The organism is Cellulomonas sp. PhB150 (assembly GCF_003755175.1).
Lineage (GTDB): Bacteria > Actinomycetota > Actinomycetes > Actinomycetales > Cellulomonadaceae > Cellulomonas.
Genome location: NZ_RKHX01000004.1, coordinates 48514 through 72686, shown reverse-complemented (window position 1 = coordinate 72686; position 24173 = coordinate 48514). Strand labels below are relative to the sequence as shown.

Annotated in this window: 24 protein-coding genes and 1 riboswitch; of the genes, 20 read left to right on the top strand and 4 right to left on the bottom strand. The window is 72.5% G+C overall.

Annotation, left to right across the window (positions count from 1 at the left end; all coding sequences use genetic code 11):
• Positions 1-123: 123 nt before the first annotated feature.
• Together EDF34_RS13405 and EDF34_RS13400 are read right to left on the bottom strand one after the other, a co-directional pair.
• Positions 124-1191, bottom strand: coding sequence for an acyl-CoA desaturase (locus tag EDF34_RS13405; protein WP_123372011.1), 1068 nt, complete (start codon positions 1189-1191; stop codon positions 124-126).
• 194 nt (positions 1192-1385) lie between these two features.
• A complete protein-coding gene (locus EDF34_RS13400) occupies positions 1386-1589 on the bottom strand; it encodes a cold-shock protein (RefSeq protein WP_123372010.1) in 204 nt (67 codons plus the stop codon).
• Positions 1590-1845: 256 nt separating this feature from the next.
• On the opposite strand from EDF34_RS13400, the gene EDF34_RS13395 reads away from it, so the two are divergent.
• On the top strand, positions 1846-2427 hold the full coding sequence (locus EDF34_RS13395) for a SigE family RNA polymerase sigma factor (RefSeq protein ID WP_123372370.1): 582 nt from the start codon (positions 1846-1848) through the stop codon (positions 2425-2427).
• The gene (locus EDF34_RS13390; protein WP_148076634.1) at positions 2420-3052 is read left to right on the top strand and encodes a hypothetical protein; all 633 of its coding nucleotides are present in this window, start codon (positions 2420-2422) and stop codon (positions 3050-3052) included. The genes EDF34_RS13395 and EDF34_RS13390 overlap by 8 nt, the downstream gene beginning before the upstream one ends.
• A 70-nt stretch (positions 3053-3122) precedes the next feature.
• Here EDF34_RS13390 and EDF34_RS13385 read toward each other — a convergent pair whose 3' ends face one another.
• Positions 3123-5396, bottom strand: a complete 2274-nt coding sequence (locus tag EDF34_RS13385; RefSeq protein ID WP_148076633.1) for a hypothetical protein — start codon at positions 5394-5396, stop codon at positions 3123-3125.
• A gap of 195 nt (positions 5397-5591) precedes the next feature.
• Positions 5592-5714, top strand: a riboswitch (TPP riboswitch).
• A gap of 88 nt (positions 5715-5802) precedes the next feature.
• Between EDF34_RS13385 and EDF34_RS13380 the strand changes: the two genes are divergently transcribed.
• The 11 genes from EDF34_RS13380 (at position 5803) to EDF34_RS13330 (ending at position 14265) form a co-directional block, all read left to right on the top strand.
• Entirely contained in the window at positions 5803-6096 is a 294-nt protein-coding gene (locus EDF34_RS13380) for a thiamine-binding protein (RefSeq protein WP_123372007.1), read from the top strand.
• Entirely contained in the window at positions 6093-6845 is a 753-nt protein-coding gene (locus EDF34_RS13375) for an ABC transporter permease (RefSeq protein WP_123372006.1), read from the top strand. Before EDF34_RS13380 ends, EDF34_RS13375 begins: the two co-directional genes overlap by 4 nt.
• A 7-nt stretch (positions 6846-6852) precedes the next feature.
• Positions 6853-7857 carry an ABC transporter substrate-binding protein gene (locus tag EDF34_RS13370; protein WP_123372005.1) on the top strand — a complete coding sequence of 335 codons (1005 nt, stop codon included), beginning with the start codon at positions 6853-6855 and terminating at the stop codon, positions 7855-7857.
• Positions 7841-8641 (top strand): ABC transporter ATP-binding protein, encoded by an 801-nt coding sequence (locus EDF34_RS13365; protein WP_123372004.1) that lies wholly within the window; start codon positions 7841-7843, stop codon positions 8639-8641. Before EDF34_RS13370 ends, EDF34_RS13365 begins: the two co-directional genes overlap by 17 nt.
• Before the next feature lie 49 nt (positions 8642-8690).
• Complete coding sequence (locus EDF34_RS13360) at positions 8691-10214, top strand: ATP-dependent DNA ligase (RefSeq protein ID WP_123372003.1); 1524 nt, start codon at positions 8691-8693, stop codon at positions 10212-10214.
• Between the two features lie 2 nt (positions 10215-10216).
• Positions 10217-10555: a TraR/DksA C4-type zinc finger protein gene (locus EDF34_RS13355; protein WP_123372002.1), complete on the top strand. Its 339-nt coding sequence runs from the start codon at positions 10217-10219 to the stop codon at positions 10553-10555.
• A gap of 83 nt (positions 10556-10638) precedes the next feature.
• The gene (locus EDF34_RS13350; RefSeq protein ID WP_123372001.1) at positions 10639-12207 is read left to right on the top strand and encodes a sodium:proton antiporter; all 1569 of its coding nucleotides are present in this window, start codon (positions 10639-10641) and stop codon (positions 12205-12207) included.
• Between the two features lie 50 nt (positions 12208-12257).
• Positions 12258-12632, top strand: coding sequence for a PH domain-containing protein (locus EDF34_RS13345; protein ID WP_123372000.1), 375 nt, complete (start codon positions 12258-12260; stop codon positions 12630-12632).
• A gap of 154 nt (positions 12633-12786) precedes the next feature.
• Complete coding sequence (locus tag EDF34_RS13340) at positions 12787-13077, top strand: hypothetical protein (protein WP_148076632.1); 291 nt, start codon at positions 12787-12789, stop codon at positions 13075-13077.
• A 185-nt stretch (positions 13078-13262) separates the two neighbouring features.
• Positions 13263-13574 carry a hypothetical protein gene (locus EDF34_RS13335; protein ID WP_158615089.1) on the top strand — a complete coding sequence of 104 codons (312 nt, stop codon included), beginning with the start codon at positions 13263-13265 and terminating at the stop codon, positions 13572-13574.
• Positions 13534-14265, top strand: coding sequence for a DUF6308 family protein (locus tag EDF34_RS13330; RefSeq protein WP_148076630.1), 732 nt, complete (start codon positions 13534-13536; stop codon positions 14263-14265). The genes EDF34_RS13335 and EDF34_RS13330 overlap by 41 nt, the downstream gene beginning before the upstream one ends.
• Here EDF34_RS13330 and EDF34_RS13325 read toward each other — a convergent pair.
• Entirely contained in the window at positions 14234-14974 is a 741-nt protein-coding gene (locus EDF34_RS13325; protein WP_199737896.1) for a DUF4118 domain-containing protein, read from the bottom strand. The two genes, EDF34_RS13330 and EDF34_RS13325, sit on opposite strands and share 32 nt — an antisense overlap.
• 295 nt (positions 14975-15269) lie before the next feature.
• Here EDF34_RS13325 and EDF34_RS13320 point away from each other — a divergent pair, with 295 nt between their 5' ends.
• The 7 genes from EDF34_RS13320 (at position 15270) to EDF34_RS13290 (ending at position 24169) form a co-directional block, all read left to right on the top strand.
• Entirely contained in the window at positions 15270-15362 is a 93-nt protein-coding gene (locus EDF34_RS13320) for a potassium-transporting ATPase subunit F (RefSeq protein ID WP_118767978.1), read from the top strand.
• Positions 15359-17023: a potassium-transporting ATPase subunit KdpA gene (gene kdpA / locus EDF34_RS13315; RefSeq protein ID WP_123371995.1), complete on the top strand. Its 1665-nt coding sequence runs from the start codon at positions 15359-15361 to the stop codon at positions 17021-17023. Before EDF34_RS13320 ends, kdpA begins: the two co-directional genes overlap by 4 nt.
• Positions 17020-19107 (top strand): potassium-transporting ATPase subunit KdpB, encoded by a 2088-nt coding sequence (kdpB, locus tag EDF34_RS13310; protein WP_123371994.1) that lies wholly within the window; start codon positions 17020-17022, stop codon positions 19105-19107. Before kdpA ends, kdpB begins: the two co-directional genes overlap by 4 nt.
• Positions 19107-19739 (top strand): potassium-transporting ATPase subunit KdpC, encoded by a 633-nt coding sequence (gene kdpC / locus EDF34_RS13305; RefSeq protein WP_123371993.1) that lies wholly within the window; start codon positions 19107-19109, stop codon positions 19737-19739. Before kdpB ends, kdpC begins: the two co-directional genes overlap by 1 nt.
• Positions 19736-22228, top strand: a complete 2493-nt coding sequence (locus EDF34_RS13300) for a DUF4118 domain-containing protein (RefSeq protein WP_123371992.1) — start codon at positions 19736-19738, stop codon at positions 22226-22228. The genes kdpC and EDF34_RS13300 overlap by 4 nt, the downstream gene beginning before the upstream one ends.
• On the top strand, positions 22225-22911 hold the full coding sequence (locus tag EDF34_RS13295) for a response regulator (protein WP_123371991.1): 687 nt from the start codon (positions 22225-22227) through the stop codon (positions 22909-22911). Before EDF34_RS13300 ends, EDF34_RS13295 begins: the two co-directional genes overlap by 4 nt.
• A gap of 61 nt (positions 22912-22972) precedes the next feature.
• Complete coding sequence (locus EDF34_RS13290; protein ID WP_123371990.1) at positions 22973-24169, top strand: TIGR03862 family flavoprotein; 1197 nt, start codon at positions 22973-22975, stop codon at positions 24167-24169.
• Positions 24170-24173: the final 4 nt, after the last annotated feature.

Sequence of the window (24173 nt, the reverse complement as noted above, 5' to 3'; positions counted from 1 at the left end):
CGTGTCGTCACCGCAGGGCGCGGGGTGCGTCCCGTGATGGAGGAGGTCGTCACTCTTTCGGGTGATACGACGAGAGGGGCTGAAGTCGTCGCCGACCTCAGCCCCTCCCGTGGTGCGCGCGCGTCAGGCGCGGTAGAGCGCCGTGATGGGGCAGGAGAACAGGTCGCGGTCGGGATGCCCGACGGTGTTGAGGTGGCGCACGATGATCGCGTAGGACTTGGGCAGCGACACCGCCATGTACGGGATGTTGTGCTTCTCGCAGTACGCCTTGACGATCGGCTGCGCCCGGCGCAGCGTCACGCGCGGCATCGACGGGAACAGGTGGTGCTCGACCTGGTGGTTGAGCCCGCCCATGAGGACGTCGACCCAGCGGCCGCCCCGGATGTTGCGGCTCGTCAGCACCTGGCGGCGCAGGAAGTCGACGCGGGCGTCCTTGGGCAGCAGGGGCATGCCCTTGTGGTTCGGGGCGAAAGAGGCGCCCATGTAGAAGCCGAACAGCCCGAGCTGGATGGCGAAGAAGGCGAGCCCCTTGGCCGGCGACATCACGGCGAAGACGAGCGCGAGCGCACCCAGGAGCCGGACGCCGATCATCACGGCCTCGACGGCGCGGTGCTCGAGGGGGTCCTTGTTGATCAGGCGCTTGATCGCCGAGACGTGCAGGTCCAGGCCCTCGAGCAGGAGCAGCGGGAAGAAGAACCAGCCCTGGTGGGCGAGGTACCAGCGGCCGATCGGCGACGTGCGCGCGGCGGCCTTCTCGGGCGTGAGTGACAGAGCCTCGAGCTCGATGTCCGGGTCCGCGCCGATCTGGTTGGGCTTGGCGTGGTGACGGGTGTGCTTGTGCTGCCACCAGCCGTAGGAGAGGCCGACGAACAGGTCCGCGAGCACCAGGGAGGTCCAGGTGTTCGCCTTGCCGGAGTTCCAGATCTGGCGGTGCGCGGCATCGTGGCCGAGGAACGCGATCTGGGTGAGGACGACAGCGGCGCCCGCCGCGACGAGCAGCTGCCACCACGAGTCGCCGACCAGGACGATCGCGGTGATGAGGGCGCCCATCGCGACCACGGCACCGGCGATGCGGGCGGTGTAGTGGCCGGGGCGGCGGCGCATGAGGCCGGCCGCCTGCACGGCTTTGGTCAGCTCGGTGAAGTCGCTGACTGCGCGCTCACGCGGTCGCATCGGGGTCTCTGTCGTCATGAAGTCCGTTCCATCTATCCGTCGGTGGGGTCGTTCCGTCGGCGGTGCATGGCCGGCCGGTCGATGCCGACGATCTGACCTGGTGGTCCGACGATTCACGAGGGCAACGAGCCGCGAGTGCGAGCAGTTCCCGGGTGCAGCAAAGCCCCCGACCGGAAACCCGGCCGGGGGCTTTGCTCAGCTGATCGCGAGGATCAGAGGGGCGTGACGTTCGAGGCCTGGGGACCCTTGGGGCCCTGGGTCGTCTCGAACTCGACCTTCTGGTTCTCCTCGAGCGAGCGGTAGCCGCTGGAGGTGATCGCGGAGTAGTGCACGAAGACGTCGGTTCCGCCGTCCTCGGGCGCGATGAAGCCGAAGCCCTTCTCGGCGTTGAACCACTTCACGGTGCCGGTGGCCATGTCGTTCTCTTCTCTGTCGTACGGTCGGACAACCCTCGGCAAACTGGCCGAGGACCGGTGATCACGGTGGTCGTCGTCCGTCCCGAGCGAGCTCGAGAACGTGGTGCCACACCCACTCAGGGCGAGCGCGGCGGTCATGACAATCGATGCACTGCGACTACGGTGCCCTACGGTACGGCACAACTGGCCAGAAAGTCTCCCCTTTGGTGTCAACCAATCCACGTTCTGGGACGTGTGATCAGGTATGACGGTCCTCATGGGGGAGCTCGACGGGCAGGCGCGTGCCGCCGACGTGCCCACCGCCGACCCCTCGGTGCCGCTCGATCCGCCCGTCGTGGGAGATCGCGACGCCGAGTTCACGGCCTTCGCGACGACCGCGCAGGCCGAGCTCGGGCGGATGGCCTGGCTCCTGACGGGCGACGTCCACCTCGCCGCGGAGCTCGTCCAGACCGCCCTGGTGCGGACCTATACCGCCTGGCCACGGGCGCGCGCCGGCGATCCGCTCGCCTACGCGCGCCGGGTGCTGGCCAACGCGCGGATCGACCTGTGGCGGCGCCGTCGTCGTGAGGTCCTGGTCGCGCCCGACGACGTCCCGCACCAGCCGTCCGCCGACGAGGGAGCCACGGTCGAGCACCGCGACGAGCTCGTCCGCGCTCTCGCGGAGCTCAGCCCGCAGCAGCGCCGCGTCGTCGTGCTGCGCTACCTCGTCGGGCTCTCCGAACGTGAGGTAGCCGACGATCTCGGCGTGAGCGCGGGCACGGTCAAGACGCAGGCCTCACGCGGGCTGCACCGCCTGCGCGCGTCGATGGGCGAGCTCCCGGGAGGCTCCGGTGACTGAGCCGATGGACGACGAGGCCTGGGCCGCCGCGCTGCGCTCCCGGTCGGCGGACGTCGCGCCGGCCGTGCCCGTCGACGTGCCGCGGGCGCTGCGCCGGGGGCGTCGTCGCCGTGCCGTGCGGGGCGTGGCCGTGGGCGGGGGAGCGCTCGTGGCGGCCTGCGGGGTGGTGGTGGTTGCCGTGGCCGCGGTTCCGAGCCTGCTGGGGGGACTCGGATCCGCGGACTCGGTGGACAGTGCGGGATCGGCGCCGGTGCCAGCGGCCGGCGACCAGGAAGCAGGCGCTGACGCCGGTGCCCGCGCAGCAGTCACGGCACCGGAGCTCGCCTCGGCGGTCGCCGACGGTTCTCTCGGCGCCGGCCCGGTGTTCGTGGTCCAGTCGGGTGTGCCCGTGACGTCCTCGTTCCTCGACGCCATCCGCCCGGGGTCGAAGGAGGACTCGATGCCCCTCGCCTCGTCGACCTACCCAGCCGCGAAGTGGGCAGGGTTCATGCGCCCGTGCCTGGCGGCGGCAGGGTGGGAGGTCGAGGCGACCGACGACGGCTGGTACCTGGAGGTGGCATCGCCCCGGGCTGACGAGTACCTCGAGGCCCTGGCTGACTGTGCGGAGCGGTACCCGGTGAGCTGAGCTGACAGGGAACGCACACGGGCCCACGTCGCGGCAGGTGCGACGTGGGCCCGTGTGCTTCCTGACGGAACTACGACAGGCGCGTGAACGCGTCCACGCCGACCTTCTTCGAGGTCAGGCTCACGATCTTGATCGTGTGCGTGCCGGCCTTGGTCCACGTCTTGGTGAACACCTGCTGCGCGTAGGTGGTCTTCTTCGCGTAGAGGTTCACCACGGCGACCTTCCTGCCGTCGACGTAGACCGCCGCCTTGCCGCGGTCCTTGCCCTTGGTCGCGACCCAGCCGATGCTGCGAGCCTTGACCTTGTAGGAGACGTAGGCCTTCTTCTTCTTGGTGACCTGCTCGGTCCCGCCGAGGGCCTTCTTCGCCTTCGTCGCGGTCCAGGTGCCGTGGTAGCCCTTGCGCTTGGACTGCTTGTCGAGCGTGGCCTTGGTCTTCGGGCCGTAGGTCGCCGCGGTGGTGTTGTAGAGGCAGTCGGCCGCGCGGACGCCGAACTGGTTGGTACCCACCTTGACCCGCGTCGTGAGCGACTTGGGCTTGCCGTAGTACGTCCTGCTCAGGCCGTTGCTGCCGGCGACCGAGTTCCACACGATCCCGCAGCCGTCGCTGGCGGACCAGGCGACGGTGGCAGGGATCGTCTTGGAGGAGACCGTTCCCTTGGCGAGCGAGGCGCGCGGTGACTTGGTGATCTTCGGCTTGCCGCCGGTGTCGATGCGGAAGGCCTGGTCAGGAGTCGTGCGGACGTTGTTGAAGATGTCGCGGACGACGAAGTGCCACTTGTGAGCGCCCTGGCTCAGGCCGGCCACCTTGAGCTGGGTCGTCCCCAGCGTGGCCGAGCTGGCGCGACCCTTGCCGTCGACGTACAGCGTGACGGAGGCGATGCCGGAGTCCGCGTCGCCGACGGACACGTACCCGGTCGCGAGCGTGCTCGAGGTCAGGACGGTGCCGACGTGGTTGTAGGTCTTCTCGGTGTTCCAGTAGCCGTAGCGGCCGATGGCGGGAGCCGACTTGTCGGCGGATCGGGTCACCGTGACGTCGGCACCTCCCGCGGACGTCGATCCCACGGCGATCTTCAGACCCGCGACGCTGAAGGGCTCGTTGGCCTTCAGGTAGTCGACGACGAGGTCGTGGTCGACGTTGGGGTCGCGCAGCCGCACGACCACGGCCTGGCCGGCGGCGGGGATCCACGCGTCGAGCGAGCCGGGAACGGCGTACCGGTACTCGACCGTGTAGGTCCGGGTGCCGTACGGGATCGCGATGAGCCGCAGGCCCCTGCCGGAGGCGACCGGCTTCACGTTGAGCTTGGCGGTCGACGTCGACCGGACCGTGTACTTCTCGGCCGCGGGGAGCTGCCCGATGCGGTCGAGGTTCGGCGAGGACATGAAGCCGACCGTCTGCTCGTCCGGGGTCCCTGCGCCGCCGCCCATGACGTCCCACGGGTCGCCGTACTCGTCGTAGCAACCCGTGCCGAGCGCCTGCTTGGCCGACGTGAGCGTGCACGTGGCGCCGGGCTGGACGAAGTCGGAGTGCTGCAGGCCGAGGTTGTGGCCGAACTCGTGGTCCAGGACGCGGGGCGTGAGCGACTTGGCGCCGTTCATCCAGATCCGTGAGCGGCCGTCGCTGCTCGCGCCGATCGAGCCGAGGCCCCACCACCCGCAGCTGTCGGGCAGGTCGGGGAGGATCAGGACCAGGTGGTTGAAGCGGCTGACCGGCACCTTGGTCTTGTCGATCTTCGCGAGCGTCCGGTCGTAGATCGCGGTCGCGTCGCAGTTGGTCGCGCCGTAGTTCGGAGCGGCGATCGTCACTGCCGGCAGCGAGCCCTTCGGGACGACCTTGATCCGCGAGGCGCTGATGGTCGAGTAGTACGACGCCAGCTTCGACACGAGCGGGTCGGTCGCGGTCGTCGGGGCCGTGCCGCCGGTCCAGCTGACCCGGACCGTCCAGACGTTGTGCGTGCCGCTACCGGAGATCGCCCCGAGCGCCTCGGCACCATCCGTGGAGCTGACCTCGGCCGGGACGCCCTCGACCGCGAGGACCGTGCCGGCCGCATCGCGCTCGACGGTGACCTGGTCGCCCGAGGACAGCGAGTCGACCAGGGACGTCGGAACCGCCACGTCGCCCGCGTCCGTCTGCACGAACGCGGTCGTGCGGGAGGCGTGGCTGTCGAAGTCGTCGGCGACCGTGAGGCGCAGGACGCCGTCTGTCGTCGAGGCGGTGGTGGAGACTCCGGCGACGCTCGAGGCGCCAGACGGGGTCGGCGCCGGCACGGCAGCCGCCGCGGCGCCGGCCGGGATCAGGCTCAGGCACGTGAGTGCGGCGATGGATATGGCGAGGCGTCGTGGCACGGGGTCCCCCTGCAAAGTTCGGCAGGGGCGCGTCAGTCGGCCCCCGTCGTCGGTCGACCGACGGACGCGAGGATACCGGCGCGAAGCAGGCGCAATCACCGTCGGCCGGGCGAATCCACCCGTTTGCCTCGGGATACCAGTTCAGGGTGCGGATCCGGCTCTTTCCGCGGCGCCCGAAAGGTGTAGGTTCGCACCTGCCAACGCCGGGGAGCTCGGGACAGCCGGGCTGAGAGGACGCGCCGCGACACACGTCAGCGCGCGTCGACCCGAGAACCTGAACTGGGTAATGCCAGCGGAGGGAAGCGCGAACGTGCGCGGCGTCGGCGGTCGTCGACGTCCGGCGCCGTCCCCCGCTGCGTGTGCTCGGCCGTCCACTGGTGGACCCCGGACCACCCGGAGGAACACCGTGCTCGCACAGATCCAGGTCTCGCCGCGTCCCAGCGGGACCGACGACGACCGCTACGCCTACGTCGATGCCGCCATCGCGGTCATCCAACGCTCGGGCCTGACCTACGAGGTCGGTGCCATGGGCACCACCATCGAGGGCACGCCGGACCAGCTCTGGCCGCTCCTGCGCGCGGTCCACGAGGCGACGACCGCCGCCGGCGCCGCCGGGGTGAGCTCCCTGATCAAGGTCGCGCAGACGAGCGCCGACGACGGTCCCCGCATCCAGGACCTGGTCGGCAAGTTCCGGGCGTGACGCGCCGACGAGTCGTCGCGCCGCTGGTCGCGGCGGCCGTCCTCGTCGGCGCGTGGGAGATCGGCGTGCGGGCCTCGGGCCTGCCGCCGTTCGTCCTGCCCGCGCCCTCGGAGGTCGCCGCGACCGGCGTGCGCGTCGCGCCCCTGCTCGTCGGGCACGTCGTCACGACGCTGCAGGAGGCTGCGCTCGGTCTCGTGCTCGGGGCCGTCGTCGGCATGCTGCTCGCGGTCGTCATCGCCGCGTTCCCTGTCGTCGCCGACACCGTCTACCCGCTCGTGACGGTCACGCAGACCGTGCCGACGGTGGTCCTCGCGCCCCTGCTCATCCTGTGGGCGGGGTTCGGCCTGCTGCCGAAGGTGCTGCTCGTCGCCCTGACCGTCTTCTTCCCCGTGCTGGTCAGCGCGGTGACGGCGATGTCCGACGTCGACGGCGCGCACGTCGACATGGTCGCCGGGCTCGGCGGGCGGCGGTGGCACCAGTTCGCGCTCGTGCGGCTGCCGGCCGCCGTCCCGGGGGTGTTCGGCGGGCTGCGGGTCGCGACGACGTACGTCGTCGGGGCGGCCGTGGTCGCGGAGTACCTGGCCGGCACCAGCGGGCTCGGCGTCTTCATCCAGCGCTCGCGCAAGTCCTACGACGTCGACCAGATCCTCGTGGCCGTCGTCGTCATCGCCGTGCTCACCGGCGTCCTGTTCCTGATCGTCGACGCGCTCGGCCGGCTGGCCACGCCGTGGCGACGGTCCACCACCTAGGAGACCCATGCGTACCCGACCCTTCGCCCTCGTGGCGGCCGTCGCCCTGCTCGCAGCGTGCAGCAGTGCCGATGCGTCCTCGTCGTCCTCCTCGTCCGACGACGAGACGAAGCAGCACGTCGACGTCGTCCTCGACTGGACGCCCAACACCAACCACTCCGGCCTCTACATCGCCCAGGCCCGGGGCTACTTCGCCGACGCCGGGCTCGACGTGACGATCGTCGAGCCGGGGGAGACCTCGGGCAGCCAGCTCCTCGCCGCCGGGAAGGCGGACTTCGCCTACACCGTCGCCGAGTCGCTCGTCCCGGCGCGCGACCAGGGCGCCGACCTCGTCTCGGTCGCCACCGTCATCGAGCACAACACCTCCAGCCTCATCTCGTTGGCCTCGTCGGGCATCAGCCGACCGCGCGACCTGGCCGGGCACAGCTACGGCACCTACGGGTCCGAGCTCGAGGAGGCACTGATCAAGAAGCTCGTCGCCTGCGACGGCGGAGACCCCTCCGCCGTCGAGTTCACGCCCTTGGCGAGCGACGACTTCCGCATCGGGCTGACCCAGCACCAGTTCGACACGGCCTGGGTGTTCGACGCGTGGGACACGATCCGGCTGCGTGACGTCGACGGGCTGGACGTCGCCACCATCCCGTTCATCGACCACACGGACTGCATCCCTGACTGGTACACACCGCTGATCGCGACGTCCCGGGCCCACCTGGACGACGACCCGGCGATGGTGCGCGCCTTCCTCGCCGCCGTCGCGCACGGGTACCGCGACGCGATGACCGACCCTGCTGTGGCGGTCGACGCCCTGCACGCGGCGTCGCCCGAGCTCGACGCGGACCTGCTCACCCGCAGCGCCGACTACCTCTCGACCCGGTACGCGTCCTCGCCCGAGGCGTGGGGGCGGCAGTCGTCGGCCGTCTGGACGGACTTCGTCGACTTCCTGCAGGACAACGACCTGGCCGACGACGACTTCGACGTCGCCGCCGCGTGGACCGATGACTACCTCCCCTGACCTGGTCGCTGTCCGCTCGCTGACCGTGCGGTTCGGTTCGCTCACGGCACTGTCCGACGTGTCCTTCTCGATCGCACCGGGCTCGTTCGTGGCGGTCATCGGGCCGTCGGGCTGCGGGAAGTCGACCCTGCTGCGCGTCCTGGCGGGCCTCGCGCCCGCCGGGGCGGCGGTGTCGGCCGACGAGATCCGGGTGCCGCTCGGCGCCGACGGACGGCGGGCCACCGCGTGGATGCCGCAGGGCGACAGCCTGCTGCCCTGGCGGCGTGCGCTGCCGAACGCGCTGGTCGGGGCGCGGATCGCGGGGCTCTCACGGGACGCCTCATCGGTCCGGGCGCGGGCGCTGCTCGAGGAGTTCGGGCTCGGCGGGTTCGAGCGGGCGTGGCCGCACGAGCTGTCCGGCGGGATGCGGCAGCGCCTCGCCCTGGCCCGGACCTGCCTGCCGGGCCAGCCGGTGCTGCTGCTCGACGAACCCTTCGGGGCGCTCGACGCGCTGACCCGGCGGCGGATGAACGCGTGGCTCGCGTCGCTGGCACTCGCCGGCCCGTCCGGGGCCGTGGTGCTGGTGACGCACGACGTCGAGGAGGCGCTGCTGCTCGCGGACCGGGTGCTCGTGATGAGCGAGCGGCCCGGGCGCATCGTGCTCGACCTGGACGTACGCGGCCGGGCGGGTGCGCGCGAGCAGGTGCTGGGTGCGTTGGGGCTCGGCTCGTCGACGGCGGGTCTCGCGGCGCCGGAGCGGGTCGCGCGCGACGCGCCCTCGCGCCGTCCGACCCGCGCTCGGTGAGTGAACCGTCCACCGGGCGCGTGTGGGTGGGGCGCGCGACGATGCGGGGGTGCTCCTCGCCGACGTCGCCGCCACCTCCACCGCGCTCGCTGCCACCCGGTCGCGGCTGGCCAAGCGCGCGCTGCTCGTCGACCTGCTGCGCCGGACCGACGCGTCCGACGTCGAGGTGGTCGCCCGCTACCTCGGCGGTGAGCTGCGGCAGCGGCGCACGGGGCTGGGGTGGCGCTCGCTCACCACGCTGCCCGAGCCGGCGGCCGAGCCCACGCTGACGGTCGCCGAGGTAGACGCCGCCTTCGAGCACATGGCCGGGCTCGAGGGGCCGGGCTCGTCGACCGCGCGGTCCGCGGCGGCCGGATCGCTGTTCGCCGCGGCGACCGCCGACGAGCAGCAGCTGCTGCGCGGACTGGTCACCGGGGAGCTGCGGCAGGGCGCGCTCGACGCCCTGCTGCTCGACGCGGTCGCCGAGGCCGCCGGGGTGCCCGCACCCGCTGTGCGCCGGGCCGCGATGCTGGCGGGTGCGACCGAACCGGTCGCCGTCGCCGCCCTGGGTGCGGCATCGCCCGAAGCAGCGGCCGAGGCGCTGGCCGGGTTCGGCCTCGTCGTCGGGCGACCGGTCCGGCCGATGCTCGCCTCGTCGGCCCCGGACGTCGCCGCGGCGCTGGAGTCGCTCGGGTCGGGGCCGGTGGTCGTGGACACGAAGCTCGACGGCATCCGCATCCAGGTCCACCGTCGCGGCGACGACGTGCACGTCTACACCCGCAGCCTCGACGACATCACCGCACGCGTGCCCGAGATCGTGGCAGTCACGCGGGGGTTCCCCGCGACCGACCTGGTCCTGGACGGGGAGGCGCTCGCGGTCGGCGCCGACGGTCGCCCGCGGCCCTTCCAGGAGACCGCATCCCGGACGGCGACCCACGAGGCCGACGAGGCCGTCGCCCTGACGCCGTACTTCTTCGACTGCCTGCACGTCGACGGGCGTGACCTGCTCGACGCGCCCTTGCTCGAGCGGCTCGCCGCCCTCGACGCTGTCGCGGGTCCGTACGCGGTCTCGCGGCTCGTCACGTCCGACCCGGCCGGAGCGCGGGCTCGGTTCGACGAGGTCGTCGGCGCCGGTCAGGAGGGCGTCGTCGTCAAGGCCGTCGACGCGCCCTACGAGGCGGGCAGGCGCGGCGCCGCCTGGGTCAAGGTCAAGCCCCGGCACACCCTCGACCTCGTCGTCCTCGCGGTCGAGTGGGGGTCGGGGCGGCGGCGCGGGTTCCTGTCCAACATCCACCTCGGTGCACGCTCGGCGGACGGGTTCGTCATGCTCGGCAAGACGTTCAAGGGGATGACCGACGAGATGCTCGCGTGGCAGACCGAGCGGTTCCAGGAGCTCGAGGTGTCCCGCACGGAGTGGGAGGTGCGGCTGCGACCCGAACAGGTGGTCGAGGTCGCGTTCGACGGGTTGCAGCGGTCGACGCGCTACCCCGGTGGCGTGGCGCTGCGGTTCGCGCGGGTGCTGCGCTACCGGGACGACAAGACGGCGGCCGAGGCGGACACGATCGAGACCGTCCTCACCCTCGCGGGCGGCTGACCGTGGATCCGGCTGAGGTGCGCTCCCGGCTCGAGGAGCTGCGGGCCGAGGCGCTCGGGAGGCTCGACGGCTTGCGGGCCAGCAAGACGGATCTCGTCGATGCCGCTCGCGACTCCAACGTCGACGACGAGCACGACCCCGAGGGCGCGACGATCGCGTTCGAGCGGGCGCAGGTCGACGCGCTCGCGGACGACGTGGCGAAGCGGCTGGCCGAGATCGACGCAGCCGAGCGGCGGCTCGACGACGGGACCTACGGCCTCTGCGCGGTCGGTGGCGAGCCCATCGACGACGCCCGGCTGATGGCGCGCCCGACCGCGACCACCTGCGTCGCGCACGCGTGAGGTACTCGCCGCTCGGGCCGAGTGGTGCGACGCTGGGCCCGAGCCGTCCGGCGTGATCGCACCGAGCAGAACGGGAGTCGTCCTTGCCGCCTGTCGTGGTCGTGGGGATCCTCGTCGCGGGCATCGTCGTGCTCACGCCGCTGGCCGACAGGCTGCGCGTGCCGTACCCGGTGCTGCTGACCCTCTTCGGGCTGGCGGTCCCGCTCCTCCCCGCCGTCCCTGACCTGAGCGTCGAGCCGGACCTGATCCTGCCCCTGGTCCTGCCGCCGCTGCTGTTCGCGGCGACCCAGCGCGCGACGGCCCGCGAGTTTCGTGAGAACGCGCGCCCGATCCTGCTGCTCGCGGTCGGCCTGACGATCGCGAGCGCCGTGGCCGTCGCCGTCGTCGCGCATGCCGTCGGCCTGGGATGGGGTGTCGCCTTCGTGCTCGGGGCGATCGTCGCGCCACCGGACCCCGTGGCGGCCACTGCGGTCGCGCGCCGCCTGCGCCTGCCGGGGCGCCTGGTCACGGTGCTCGAGGGCGAGGGGATGTTCAACGATGCGACGGCGCTCGTGCTCTACAACGTCGCGATCGCGGCGGTGCTCGCCGGCGAGGTCAAGGCTGGGGTGCTCGGGATCGACCTCCTGCTTGCCGTGGTCGTGGGCGTCGGCATCGGGGTCGCCGCCGCCGTCGTGACGAAGTTCGGTCTGGGCCGCCTGCACGCGGCGTCCGCCGAGACCACCGTGACGGTCGCGATGCCGTTCGCCGTGTACCTGGGCGCGGACGCGCTGCACGGCTCCGGCGTGCTCGCCGTCCTGAGCCTCGGCCTCTACCTGCGCACCTACGCCCACCACGCGCTCACGTCCGAGGGCTGGTTGCTCGGACGCGCGGTGTGGCGGTACGCGGACTACCTCATCACCAGCTTCGTCTTCGTCTTCATCGGTTTCGAGCTGACGCAGATCCTCGAGACCAGCCCGGACGTGGGAGACGCTCTCGCGCTCGCAGGCTGGACGTGCGTGACGGTGATCGCGCTGCGGTTCGTGTGGGTGCTGGGCGCCAGCGCGGCATTCGGCAAGATCGGGCACGGCCGAGCGATGCCGATCGGCACGCGCGAGGCGGTGGTCACGTCGTGGGCGGGGATGCGCGGCGTCGTCACGGTCGCGACCGCGCTGGCGGTCCCGGCCTTCGTGGACACCGGCGACCGGTTCCCGTCGCGCGACGCCGTCGTCGTGGTCGCGCTGGTCACCGTGCTCGTCACCCTCGTCCTGCAGGGCCTGACGCTCGCCCCGCTCGTGCGCTGGCTGCACGTCGGGTCCGCGGGCGACCTGGACCAGGAGCGCCGGGAGCTGCGCCGGGCCGCGACGCGGGCGGTGCTCGACGCACTCGACGGGCCGACCGCCGAGTCCTACCCCGAGCGGGTGCAGCAGGCGGTCCGGCTGCAGTACGAGGGGTACCTGGCGGCGCAGGAGGCGTTCGGCACGGCGAGACGCGGGCCCGACCAGGACGAGGAGGACACCGGTGACGACGAGGCGGTCGACTCCCTGCTCCGCGAGATGAGCGAGATCGAGCGCGTGTACGTGCTCGTGAGCCGTGGCGTCGGGCAGGTCAGCCCGGAGGTGGCCGACGAGGTGCTCGACGAGGTCGAGCGGCGGGCGCTGCGGCATCTGGAGTAGGTCCCGGGCGTAGCCTCGTCGGGCCGATGCCGCCCTGATCCGGAGGACTCATGATCGACTTCGACACCGCATCGTTCACGAAGCTGGCGCCCTGGGACGTCAAGGAGGCCTTCGCGGAGCTAACGGGCATTCTGCTGCCCGACGAGCAGGTGCTGCTCGCCTTCAAGGGCATCCGCGACTCGGTGACGTTCACGAGCCGCCGGATCGTCGCGCTCAACGTCCAGGGGCTGACGGGCAAGAAGAAGGACTACAGCTCCCTGCCGTACTCCAAGGTCCAGGCCTTCTCGGTCGAGACTGCGGGAACCTGGGACCGCGACTCCGAGCTCGAGCTGTGGTTCAGCGGGCTGGGGCGGGTCAAGTTCAACTTCGCGTCCGGGGTCGACGTCCGCGAGCTGAACATGCTGATCAGCGAACGGCTGCTGTAGTGGGGGCACACGAGCGAGGGGCTGGCGGGCGGTGATCGGTGGGTTCATCGCTGACCTCCTCGGCGGCGCTGCGGGCGGGACCATCGGACAGGGCCTCTACGAGTCGGGTCGGCGACGACGGCTCGCGCGGGACGATCGAGCCGGTCGGCCCCTCGTGCTCCCCGGAGCGATCCTCGGGAGCACGCGCTACTGCCACCCGCGGGGCGGGGTGCTCGAGGTCGACGGCTCCTCGTTGTCCTGGCTCACCGGGCGCGGCGGGCTGCGCTATCCGGTACCCGTCGACCGCCTGACGGTCGAGCACCTCACGAGCAGCGCCGACCAGATCGCGGTCGGTGGCGCATGGGTCGACGTGCACTGCACCGACGGGCTGGAGCAGGTGACGATCGTGGTGTCGCGGCACGACCTCCCATACCTGGCGCGTGCCCTGCCGGGCGTCATGGACTGACTGCCGAACGCGCGGCGAGCGCGTCAGATCGCGGACAGGGCCGTGTGGGCGCAGTAGGGGAGGGTCAAGGCATGCGTCACCTCGATGCCACCACCCGCGGGCTCGCACTTGCGGCCCCCGCCGTCGAACTGTGCCCGGCCCCGAGTGGAGTGCCGCCAATCGCGGTCGGTGACGGGATCGAGACCATGCGTGTGCAGGCGCTGCTCGACGTGTGCGCGCCGTACCTGGCGGACGGCGAGGGCGTCCTGGGGATCGCGCTCCTGTCCGACGAGACGACGCCCGGAGACCTGTTCGTCGTCGTCACGACTGCCCGGATCGCCCGGCTCCACGTTGCCGGGCGGTCGGCGTTCGTCGGCGAGTGGGCAGCGGACATCGCCGCGCTGGGCTTCTCTCCGGTGGTCGTGCACCGGAGAGATGGTCACCCGTTCGTCGTCGGACGGTTGCGAACTCCGGCTGATGCCCACCTGCTCGAGTTCGCTCTCTGGCACCACGGGTGATCTCTCGCTGTTTCCCGGCGGCGAGAGGACACGGCCTGCGATGGTGGCGACCATGGCGAAGAAACTCCCCGAGCTGAAGATTCCTCCCGTCCTCGGACCAGGTCGCGAGGTCGAGGCCGTGGAACTGCTCACGACGTACTTCGGGTCGCCCTACACGGGGGCGGCGTTCGAGGATCTCGGCCGCCCATGGAACACGCCCGAGACGCTCGACGTCATCGACGCCACGGACATCGTGGCCGTCTCCACGCTCTCGGTCGACGTTCCCGCGAGGGCAGCGATCGCGATCCTCGGCGAGCTCGCGCCTCAGATCAGTGCGCTTCTCCGGGACATACCCGCCGAACGTGACCTCGTCGATGCTGACGACGACCTGATCGACGCGGGGTCCGCCACGGTCAGGCTGTGGAACCTGCTGCGAGAGCTTCCAGGCATGGGGCCCACGAAGACGAGCAAGCTCATCGCGCGCAAGCGCCCGCGGCTCGTCCCGATCTACGACTCCGTGGTGAAGAAGGAGCTCGGCTTGGAGGATGCGCGCGGGTTCTGGCAGGCGATGCGCGCCGCGCTCCTAGCTGATGAACGGGCACTCGCGCACCGTGCGGCCGATCTGCGGGCCGCGGCCAACCTGTCCGAGCTCGTCACCGACCTTCGCGTCGTCGACGTCGTCATCTGGATGACCGGGAAGAACCCTCGCTGAGCGCGGCGCGCACCTGGTCCGCCAGCAGCACAGCGACGCGGCGCTGCTCGATCGTCGGCCGCACCACGCGGGTCGACGACGTGAGCAGGAACCGCCCGTGCCCCGCGTCCAGCGCGATCACGTCGTCGGTCGGCAGCCCGTGCCTCGCGACGTCGACGTCGTGCCCACGCTGGACCACCGAGCCGTCGTGCGTGAGCGTGGTCGACCCGCCGCGAGCGTCGGGCTCGAACCGGCACGCGTCGATGCCGAGGACCTCGACGATCTGCCGGCACACGGCCTCGGCCAGCTCCGGAGCCCTCACCGCGACGAGGTCAGCCGCGCCGAGCACGCCGGCCAGGTAGCCCGCGCGCCGGCTCGACCGTGCCTGCTGCCGCCGGCCCCACAGTGCGAGCTCCGAGACGGCGATCCCGACGAGGAGGAGCAGGACCGCGGCCTGGATGTCGTCGGGGTCGGTGACCTTGAAGCTCTCGTACGGGCGTGTGAGGAAGTAGTCGAACCACGCGCCAGCCGACAGTGCGGCGAGGACGCCGGCCGCGCGGATCCCGGTCGATGCCGCAGCGACGACGACGAGCACGAGCACCAGGGCTGCGGTCGTCGGCGTGACCGACGAGCCGGCGACGTGCAGCGCGGCGGCCACGACGAGCGGCGCCGCGAGCGCGTAGGCGATCACGACGGAACCGTGCGACCGGACGAACGACGAGCTGTCCACCTTCACTCCCACCCTCGAGAAGCCTTGTCCTTCGAGCATGGACCCGGTCCGGCGAGCCGGACCGACAAGGTTTCGGCAAGACCGGCGGCAGCACCGTCAAGGTCCCGTCAACGCCGCCGATGGCGCCCGATCCACGGCGTAGACCTGCGACTGCGGCCACACGTACAGCGGCCGCCGGGGTCCGCCCCGCCCGTCGTCGAAAGCGCTGTGACCTCATGGCCGATGTGGCCTTCCTCGCGCTGACCGTGGTGTTCTTCACCGCCCTCGCGCTGCTCGCCCGCCGGGCGGACCGCTCATGACCGGCTTCGACTGGGCCGGCCTCGTGATCGCCGGCGCGCTGCTCGTCTACCTCGTGGCCCAGCTCCTGCGCTCGGACAAGGTCCGATGAGCGCCACGTGGACCGCGGTCGGCCAGATCGGGCTCGTCGTCCTGGTCCTCGCCGCCGCGCACAAGCCTCTGGGCGACCACCTGTTCCGGACGATGACCGCGACCAAGCACCTGCGGGTCGAGCGGCTCGGCTACCGCGCGATGCGCGTGGACCCCGACGCCGAGCAGCGGTGGAGCACCTACCTGCTGTCCCTGCTGGGCTTCTCGCTGGCCTCGGTGCTCGTGCTGTTCGGCCTGGCGCGGCTGCAGGACAAGCTGCCGCTCGACATCGGGATGTCGCCGATGGACCCCGCGGGGTCCTGGAACGCCGCGGTCTCGTTCGTCACCAACACCAACTGGCAGTGGTTCTCCGGCGAGGCCGCCGCGGGCCACCTGCTGCAGATGGCCGGCTTCGCCGTGCAGAACTTCCTCTCGGCGGCCGTCGGGATCGCCGTGGCGTCCGCGCTGGCCCGCGGGTTCTCCCGGTCCGGGACCGACGGGCGGGTCGGCAACTTCTGGGCCGACCTGGTGCGCGCCACCGTGCGGGTCCTGCTGCCGCTCGCATTCGTCGCCGCGCTGGTCCTGGTCGCCGGCGGCGTCATCCAGAACCTGCACGCGCACGCCGAGATCACCACGCTCGCCGGGCAGACGCAGTCGGTCCTCGGCGGCCCGGTCGCGTCGCAGGAGGCGATCAAGGAGCTCGGCACGAACGGCGGCGGGTTCTTCAACGCGAACTCCGCGCACCCGTTCGAGAACCCGACGCCGTGGACCAACGCGCTCGAGGTGATCCTGCTGCTCCTGATCCCGTTCAGCATGCCGCGCATGTTCGGCCAGATCGTCGGCGACCGCCGCCAGGGCTGGTCGATCCTCGCCGCGATGTCGATGCTGTGGGTCGCGGCCGTCGGCCTGCTGACGTGGGCCGAGATGGCCGGACCGGGCCTGGTGCCCGCCGCTGCCGGTGGCGCGATGGAGGGCAAGGAGGTGCGGTTCGGGGAGGCCGCCTCGGCGCTGTTCGCGGCGTCGACGACGATGACCTCCACCGGTGCGGTCAACTCGATGCACGACTCGCTCACCGCCCAGGGCGGCGGCGTGGCTCTCGTCGGCATGCTGCTCGGCGAGGTGTCGCCGGGCGGCGTCGGCAGCGGGCTCTACGGGATGGTCGTGCTGATCATCGTCGCGGTGTTCCTCGCCGGGCTGATGGTCGGGCGCACGCCCGAGTACCTCGGCAAGAAGATCGGGCAGCGCGAGATCACGCTCGTCGCCCTCGCCGTGCTGACCATGCCGGCGGTGGTCCTGATCGGCTCGGCCGTCGCGGTCGTCACCCCCGCGGGACTCGCCGGACAGCTGCAGGGCGGCCCGCACGGGCTGACCGAGATCGTCTACGCGTTCGCCTCGGCGGGGAACAACAACGGCTCCGCGTTCGGTGGGCTGACCTCCGGGACGCCGTTCTACAACACGCTGCTGGGCCTGGCGATGCTCGTCGGCCGGTTCGTCCCCATCGCGCTCGTCCTGGCCCTCGCCGGCCGCTTCGCCAGCCAGCGGCGCGTCCCCGAGGGTGCCGGAACCCTGCCCACCCACACCCCCCTGTTCGTCGGCCTGCTGGTGACGGTGACCCTCGTGGTCGTCGGCCTCACCTTCGTGCCGGTCCTGTCCCTCGGTCCCGTCGTGGAGTCCCTGTCATGAGCACGCTCGTCAAGCCGCCCGAAGCCCAGCCGCACGTCGTCGAGGCGGCACCCTCCACCCTGTCCGTCCGGCAGCTCGCCGCCGCGGTCCCGGGCGCCCTGCGCGGGCTCGACCCGCGCGCCCTGTGGGACTCGCCCGTCATGTTCGTCGTCGAGGTCGGGGCCGCGTTCACCACGGTCCTCGCGATCGCCGACCCCAGCGTGTTCGCCTGGTCGATCACGGTGTGGCTGTGGCTGACCGTCGTGTTCGCGACGCTCGCCGAGTCGGTCGCCGAGGGGCGTGGCAAGGCGCAGGCCGCGTCGCTGCGGGCGACCCAGCGCGAGACGACCGCGCGCAAGGTCGTCGCGGGCGACGACACCGTGCAGGTCGCGTCCTCGACGCTGGCCGTCGGCGACGTCGTCATCGTCGTCGCGGGGGAGACCATCCCGGGCGACGGCGACGTCATCGAGGGCGTCGCGAGCGTCGACGAGTCCGCGATCACGGGCGAGTCCGCGCCGGTCATCCGCGAGTCCGGCGGCGACCGGTCGGCCGTCACGGGCGGGACGGTCGTGCTCAGCGACCGGGTCGTCGTGCGCATCACCGCGCCGGCCGGCCGCACGTTCGTCGACCGGATGATCGCGCTGGTCGAGGGCTCGGAGCGGCAGAAGACCCCCAACGAGGTCGCGCTCAACGTGCTGCTCACCTCGCTGACGATCGTGTTCCTGCTGGCCGTGGTCACCCTGCAGCCGTTCGCGGTCTACTCCGGGGCGGCGCAGACGCTCGTCGTCCTCGTGGCCCTGCTGGTCTGCCTGATCCCGACGACGATCGGCGCGCTGCTGTCCGCGATCGGCATCGCCGGCATGGACCGCCTGGTGCGGCGCAACGTCCTGGCGATGTCCGGCCGCGCGGTCGAGGCGGCCGGCGACGTGGACGTCCTGCTGCTCGACAAGACGGGCACGATCACCCTCGGCAACCGCCAGGCTGCCGACCTGCTGCCCGCGGCGGACGTCGAGGCGGAGGCGCTCGCGGACGCGGCGCAGCTGTCCTCGATGGCCGACGAGACGCCCGAGGGCCGCTCGGTGCTCGTCCTGGTCAAGGAGCGGTTCGCCCTGCGGGAGCGGCACGACCTCGTCGGCGCGGAGCTCGTGCCGTTCGCGGCGCGGACCCGGATGAGCGGGGTCGATCTGCCCGCTACCAGCGGCAGGCAATCGCGGATCGTGCGCAAGGGCGCGGCCGCGGCCGTGACCCAGTGGGTGCGCTCGACCGGCGGCCACGCGGGCGACGACGTCGCCGCGACGGTCGACGCGATCTCCGCCTCGGGTGGCACCCCGCTCGTCGTGGCCGAGCAGCTCGGCGAGGACCCGGCGCGCGTGCTCGGGGTCATCCACCTCAAGGACGTCGTCAAGGACGGCATGCGCGAGCGGTTCGACGCGCTGCGGGCGATGGGCATCCGGACCGTCATGGTCACGGGCGACAACCCGCTCACGGCCCGGGCGATCGGAGCGGAGGCCGGGGTCGACGACGTGCTCGCGGAGGCCACGCCCGAGGACAAGCTGGCCCTCATCCGGCGGGAGCAGGAGGGTGGGCGGCTGGTCGCGATGGCGGGCGACGGCACCAACGACGCCCCCGCACTGGCGCAGGCGGACGTCGGCGTCGCGATGAACACGGGGACGACGGCCGCGAAGGAGGCCGGCAACATGGTCGACCTCGACTCGAACCCGACGAAGCTCCTCGAGATCGTCGAGATCGGCAAGCAGCTGCTCATCACGCGCGGGGCGCTGACCACCTTCTCGGTGGCGAACGACGTCGCGAAGTACTTCGCGATCCTGCCCGCGATGTTCGTCGTCGCGTTCCCGCAGCTGGGCGTCCTCAACGTCATGCACCTGACCAGCCCGCAGTCGGCCATCCTGTCGGCCGTCATCTTCAACGCGCTGATCATCGTCGGGCTGCTGCCCCTGGCGCTGCGCGGGGTCCGCTACCGGCCCTCGTCGGCCTCGGCCCTGCTGCGCCGCAACCTGCTGGTCTACGGGCTGGGCGGCGTCATCGCGCCGTTCGTCGGGATCAAGCTCATCGACCTCATCGTCACTGCCCTAGGGATCTCCTGATGACCGACCGCCGCACCCCCGGTGCCGACACCCTGTCCTTCGTCCGTCACTCCTGGGCCGGGCTGCGCGTGCTGCTCGTGCTCACCGTCCTGCTCGGCGTCGTCTACCCGCTGGCCGTCACGGGCGTCTCGCAGCTGACGATGCGCTGGCAGGCGAACGGCTCGCTGGTCTCCTCCAGCGGCGAGCGCGTGACGAGCGCCGACGAGGCCATCGGGTCGGTGCTCGTCGGGCAGCGGTTCGACGGGCCGCAGTGGTTCCACCCGCGGCCGTCGGCGGCGGGGGACGGCTACGACACCCTGGCCTCGGCCGGCTCGAACCTCGGGCCGCTCAACGCGGACCTGCTCGCGGCCGTCACGCAGCGCCGTGCGGACGTCGCGGCGGCCGAGGGCGTGGATCCTGCCGCGGTCCCGGTCGATGCCGTCACCGCGTCGGGCTCAGGGCTCGACCCCGACATCTCGCCGGCCTACGCGCAGCTGCAGGTGGCCCGTGTCGCGCGCGAGCGCGGGGTTCCCGTCGCCTCGGTCGACGCGATCGTCGAGCGGCTCACGCTGGGCCGGGACCTGGGTGTCCTCGGCGAGCCGCGGGTCGATGTGCTGCGTCTGAACCTCGCACTGCAGACACTGGACTCGTGACGCCCGACGAGAGCACCCCGCGCCGCGGTCGCCTCACGGTGTACCTCGGCGCCGCGCCCGGCGTCGGCAAGACCTACGCCATGCTCGACGAGGCCCACCGCCGGCTGTCCCGCGGGACCGACGTGGTGGTGGGGCTCGTCGAGTCGCACGGGCGCCTGGCCACGGCCGCGCAGCTCGAGGGCCTCGAGGTGCTGCCCCGGCGGGTGCTGGTGCACCGCGACGCCGAGTTCACCGAGCTCGACGTCGATGCGGTGCTCGCGCGCGCGCCGCAGGTGGCGATGGTCGACGAGCTCGCGCACACCAACGTCCCCGGCAGCCGGCACGCGAAGCGGTGGCAGGACGTGCACGACATCCTCGACGCCGGGATCGACGTGGTGACCACGGTCAACGTGCAGCACCTGGAGTCGCTCAACGACGACGTCGAGGCCATCACGGGAGTCAAGCAGCGCGAGACCGTGCCGGACCACGTGGTGCGCGACGCCGACCAGATCCAGCTCGTCGACCTGCCGCCCGAGGCGCTGCGCCGCCGGCTCGCGCACGGCAACGTCTACCGGGCCGAGCAGATCGACGCCTCGCTCAGCCAGTACTTCCGGGTCGGCAACCTCACCGCGCTGCGCGAGCTCGCACTGCTGTGGCTCGCCGACCGGGTCGACGACGCGCTCGTCAGCTACCGCCGCGACCACCAGATCTCCTCGCCCTGGCCCGCGCGCGAGCGGGTGGTGGTCGCCGTCACGGGCGGTCCCGAGGGCGACACGCTGCTGCGGCGCGGAGCCCGCATCGCGCAGCGGGCCGCAGGCTCCGAGCTGCTCGCCGTGCACGTCCTGGCCACCGACGGGCTGCCGAGCGCGCCCCCCGCCCGGATCGCCGAGCAGCGCAGGCTCGTCGAGTCGCTCGGCGGGACCTTCCACACCGTCGTCGGCGAGGACGTCGCGAGCGGGGTGGTCGACTTCGCGCGCGGGGTCAACGCCACGATGATCGTCGTCGGGGTGTCCCGGCGCAGCCGCTGGCGCGAGGCGCTGCGCGAGAGCAACGGGACCGAGGTCGCGCGCCTCGCGGGCGTCATCGACGTGCACCTCGTGACGCACGAGCGGGCTCGGTCGGGCCGGACTCGCCCGGGGCGGGGCTCGGCCCTCTCGGGTCCGCGCCGGCTGGGCGGGTGGGTCGCGGCGCTCGTCGGGCCGGCCCTGCTGACGCTCGTGCTGACCGCGATGCGCGACGTGGTGAGCCTGCCGACCGAGCTCATGCTCTTCCTGGCCCTGACCGTCCTCGTCGCCCTGATCGGCGGGCTGTGGCCGGCGATCGTCAGCGCGGTGGTCGGGTTCGTGCTGCTGAACTGGTTCTTCACGGTGCCGACCGGGCACCTGACGATCGCCGAGCCGGAGAACGCGCTCGCCCTGACCGTGTTCGTGCTGGTGGCGGCCGGGGTCGCGTCGGTCGTCGACCTGGCGGCCCGACGCACGGCCGAGGCGTTCCGGGCCCGCGCCGAGGCCTCCGCGCTCGCGGCGGCGTCGCGCTCGGTGCTCTCGGGCGAGGACACCGCAGCGGCCCTGGTCGCCCGGCTGCGTGAGACGTTCACGCTCGAGGCCGTCGCCCTGCTGGCCCGGCGGGGCTCGTCGTGGGACGTGCTCGCCGCGGACGGCAACGACCCGGCCGTGACGCCCGACGACGCACAGGCCGTGCTCGTCGTCGACGATGACCGCGTGCTCGCGCTCACCGGCCGGGTGCTGCCCGCGAGCGACCGCCGGGTGCTCGAGGCGTTCGCGTCGCAGCTCGGCGTGGTGCTCGAGCACGACCGCCTGCGCGCCCAGGCCGAGCAGGCGCGCATCCTCGGCGAGGCCGACGCGACCCGCACGGCGCTGCTCGCCGCGGTCTCGCACGACCTGCGCACGCCGCTGGCCACGATCCGCGCGTCGGTGGACGGGTTGGGCCTCGACCTCTCGGCGCCCGACCGCGCGGCGCTCGTGACGACGCTCGCGGACTCCACCGCCCGGCTCGAGCGCCTCATCGACAACCTGCTCGACCTGTCCCGCCTGCAGACCGGCAGCGTCCGGCCCGTGCTCCGGGCGACGAGCCTGGAGGAGGTCGTGCCGTTCGCGGTCGAGGGCTACGCGTCGGTCGTGCTCGACGTGCCCGAGGACCTGCCACTCGTCCTGACCGATCCCGGCCTGCTGGAGCGGGTCCTCGCCAACCTCGTGTCCAACGCGGTGCGGCACGCGCCGTCGGGTTCGCCGGTGGTGGTCAGCGCGGCGGTCGTCGGGCGTGGCATCGTCGTGCGCGTGGTCGACGACGGTCCCGGCATCCCGGACGAGCTCAAGGGGCACATGTTCGATGCGTTCCAGCGGCTGGGCGACACCACGGGCAACGGGCTCGGGCTCGGGCTGGCCGTGGCCGAGGGGCTCGCGACGGCCGTCGGCGCCGAGGTCGCGGCCGAGGACACCCCGGGCGGTGGCCTGACCATGCTCGTCACCGTCCCTCTGGCCTTGTCATGACCGGCAACCGGATCCTGGTCGTCGACGACGAGCCCGGCCTCGCGCACGCGCTGGCCATCACGCTGCGCGCCTCGGGCTGGGACGTGGCGACCGCGGCCGACGGCGCCTCCGCGCTCGCGGCGGCGGCGTCCCGGCTGCCGGACGTCGTGCTCCTCGACCTGGGCCTGCCCGACATGAGCGGCCTCGACGTCATCACGGCGCTGCGCGCCTGGACCCGCGTGCCCATCGTCGTGCTCTCCGCCCGGCAGCACGGCGAGGACAAGGTCGACGCGCTCGACGCGGGGGCCGACGACTACGTGACCAAGCCGTTCGCCATGAACGAGCTGCTCGCCCGGCTGCGCGCGGCCGTCCGCCGTGCCGCCGTCCCCGCGGAGGCCGACGAGGCCGTCGTCGAGGCCGGCGACCTGTCCGTGGACCTCGCCCGGCGCCGCGTGCTGCGCGACGGGATCGAGGTGCGGCTCAGCCCCACGGAGTGGTCGATGCTCGAGGTGCTCGTGCGCAACCGCGGCAGGCTCGTCGGCCGGCGGCAGCTGCTGCAGGAGGTGTGGGGCCCCGGGTACTCCGACGAGACGCACTACCTGCGGGTCTACTCCGCGCTGCTGCGGCGCAAGCTCGAGGCCGACCCGGCGCACCCGCGGCACATCATCACGCAGCCCGGGATGGGGTACGTGTTCGAGGTGTGAGCTGCCGAGTTCGTGGCCGGGTCGGCTACGTTCGCGGGGTGTTGACCTGCCCGGTGCCGCGATGAGCACGGCGACCGTCGTCGGCGGCGGGCCCGCCGGGCTGATCGCGGCCGAGGTGCTCGCGCGGGCCGGCGTGACCGTGACGATCTACGACCGCATGCCGTCCGTCCCCCGCAAGTTCCTCCTGGCCGGGCACGGGGGCATGAACATCACGCACAGCGAGGACCGGGAGCCGTTCCTCGCCCGGTACGGGTTGTCGGCGGAGCGGCTGGCCCCGATGCTCGACGCCTTCACCTCGAGTGAGCTCCGGGCCTGGTGCGCCGATCTGGGGGAGCCGACCTTCGTCGGGTCCAGTGGCCGGGTCTTCCCGCAGTCCTTCCGAGCAACGCCCCTGGTCCGGGCCTGGTTGGGCCGCCTCGGTGAGCTCGGCGTGACGCTGGAGCGTCGCACCCGCTGGACCGGGTGGGCCGACGACGGGGCGCTCCGCTTCGAGGGTCTCGACGGAGCGGTCGCCTCCGACGTCGTCGTCTTCGCGCTCGGCGGGGCGTCGTGGCCGCGGCTCGGGTCGGACGGCGGTTGGATCGGGCCGTTCGTCGACCGCGGCATCACCGTCGCGCCGCTGCGTGCGGCGAACGTCGGCGCACGGGTCGCGTGGAGCGAGACGTTCGCGACGCGCTTCGAGGGCGTGCCGCTGAAGAACGTGGGGCTCTCGGTCGCGGGCTCCCGCACGGCGCGCGGCGACGCGATGGTCACCCGGACCGGCATCGAGGGCGGCCCGGTCTACGCGCTCGGCGCCGCGATCCGCGACGCGCTCGACGGCGAGGACCCCTGCGTCCTCGAGGTCGACCTGCGGCCCGCGGTGCCCGCCGAGCAGCTCGTCGAACGACTGCGGCGGCGTCGGCCCAAGGAGTCGGCCGCCACCTGGCTGCGTCGCGCGCTCGGCCTCGATCCCGTGGCGCTCGGGCTGCTCCGGGAGGCCGGTGCGCTGCCGACCGACCCGGTGGCCATGGCCGCGCTCGTCAAGGCGGTGCCGGTCGAGGTGGCCGAGGCGATGCCGATCGAGCGGGCCATCTCCAGCGCGGGCGGCATCGCGTGGTCGGAGGTCGACGAGTCGCTGATGCTGCGCGCGCTGTCCGGCACCTTCGTCGCGGGGGAGATGCTCGACTGGGAGGCCCCGACGGGCGGGTACCTGCTGCAGGCGTCGTTCAGCACCGGGGTGGTCGCGGCGCGCGGGGCGCTGGCCTGGCTCTCGCGGTGAGCCG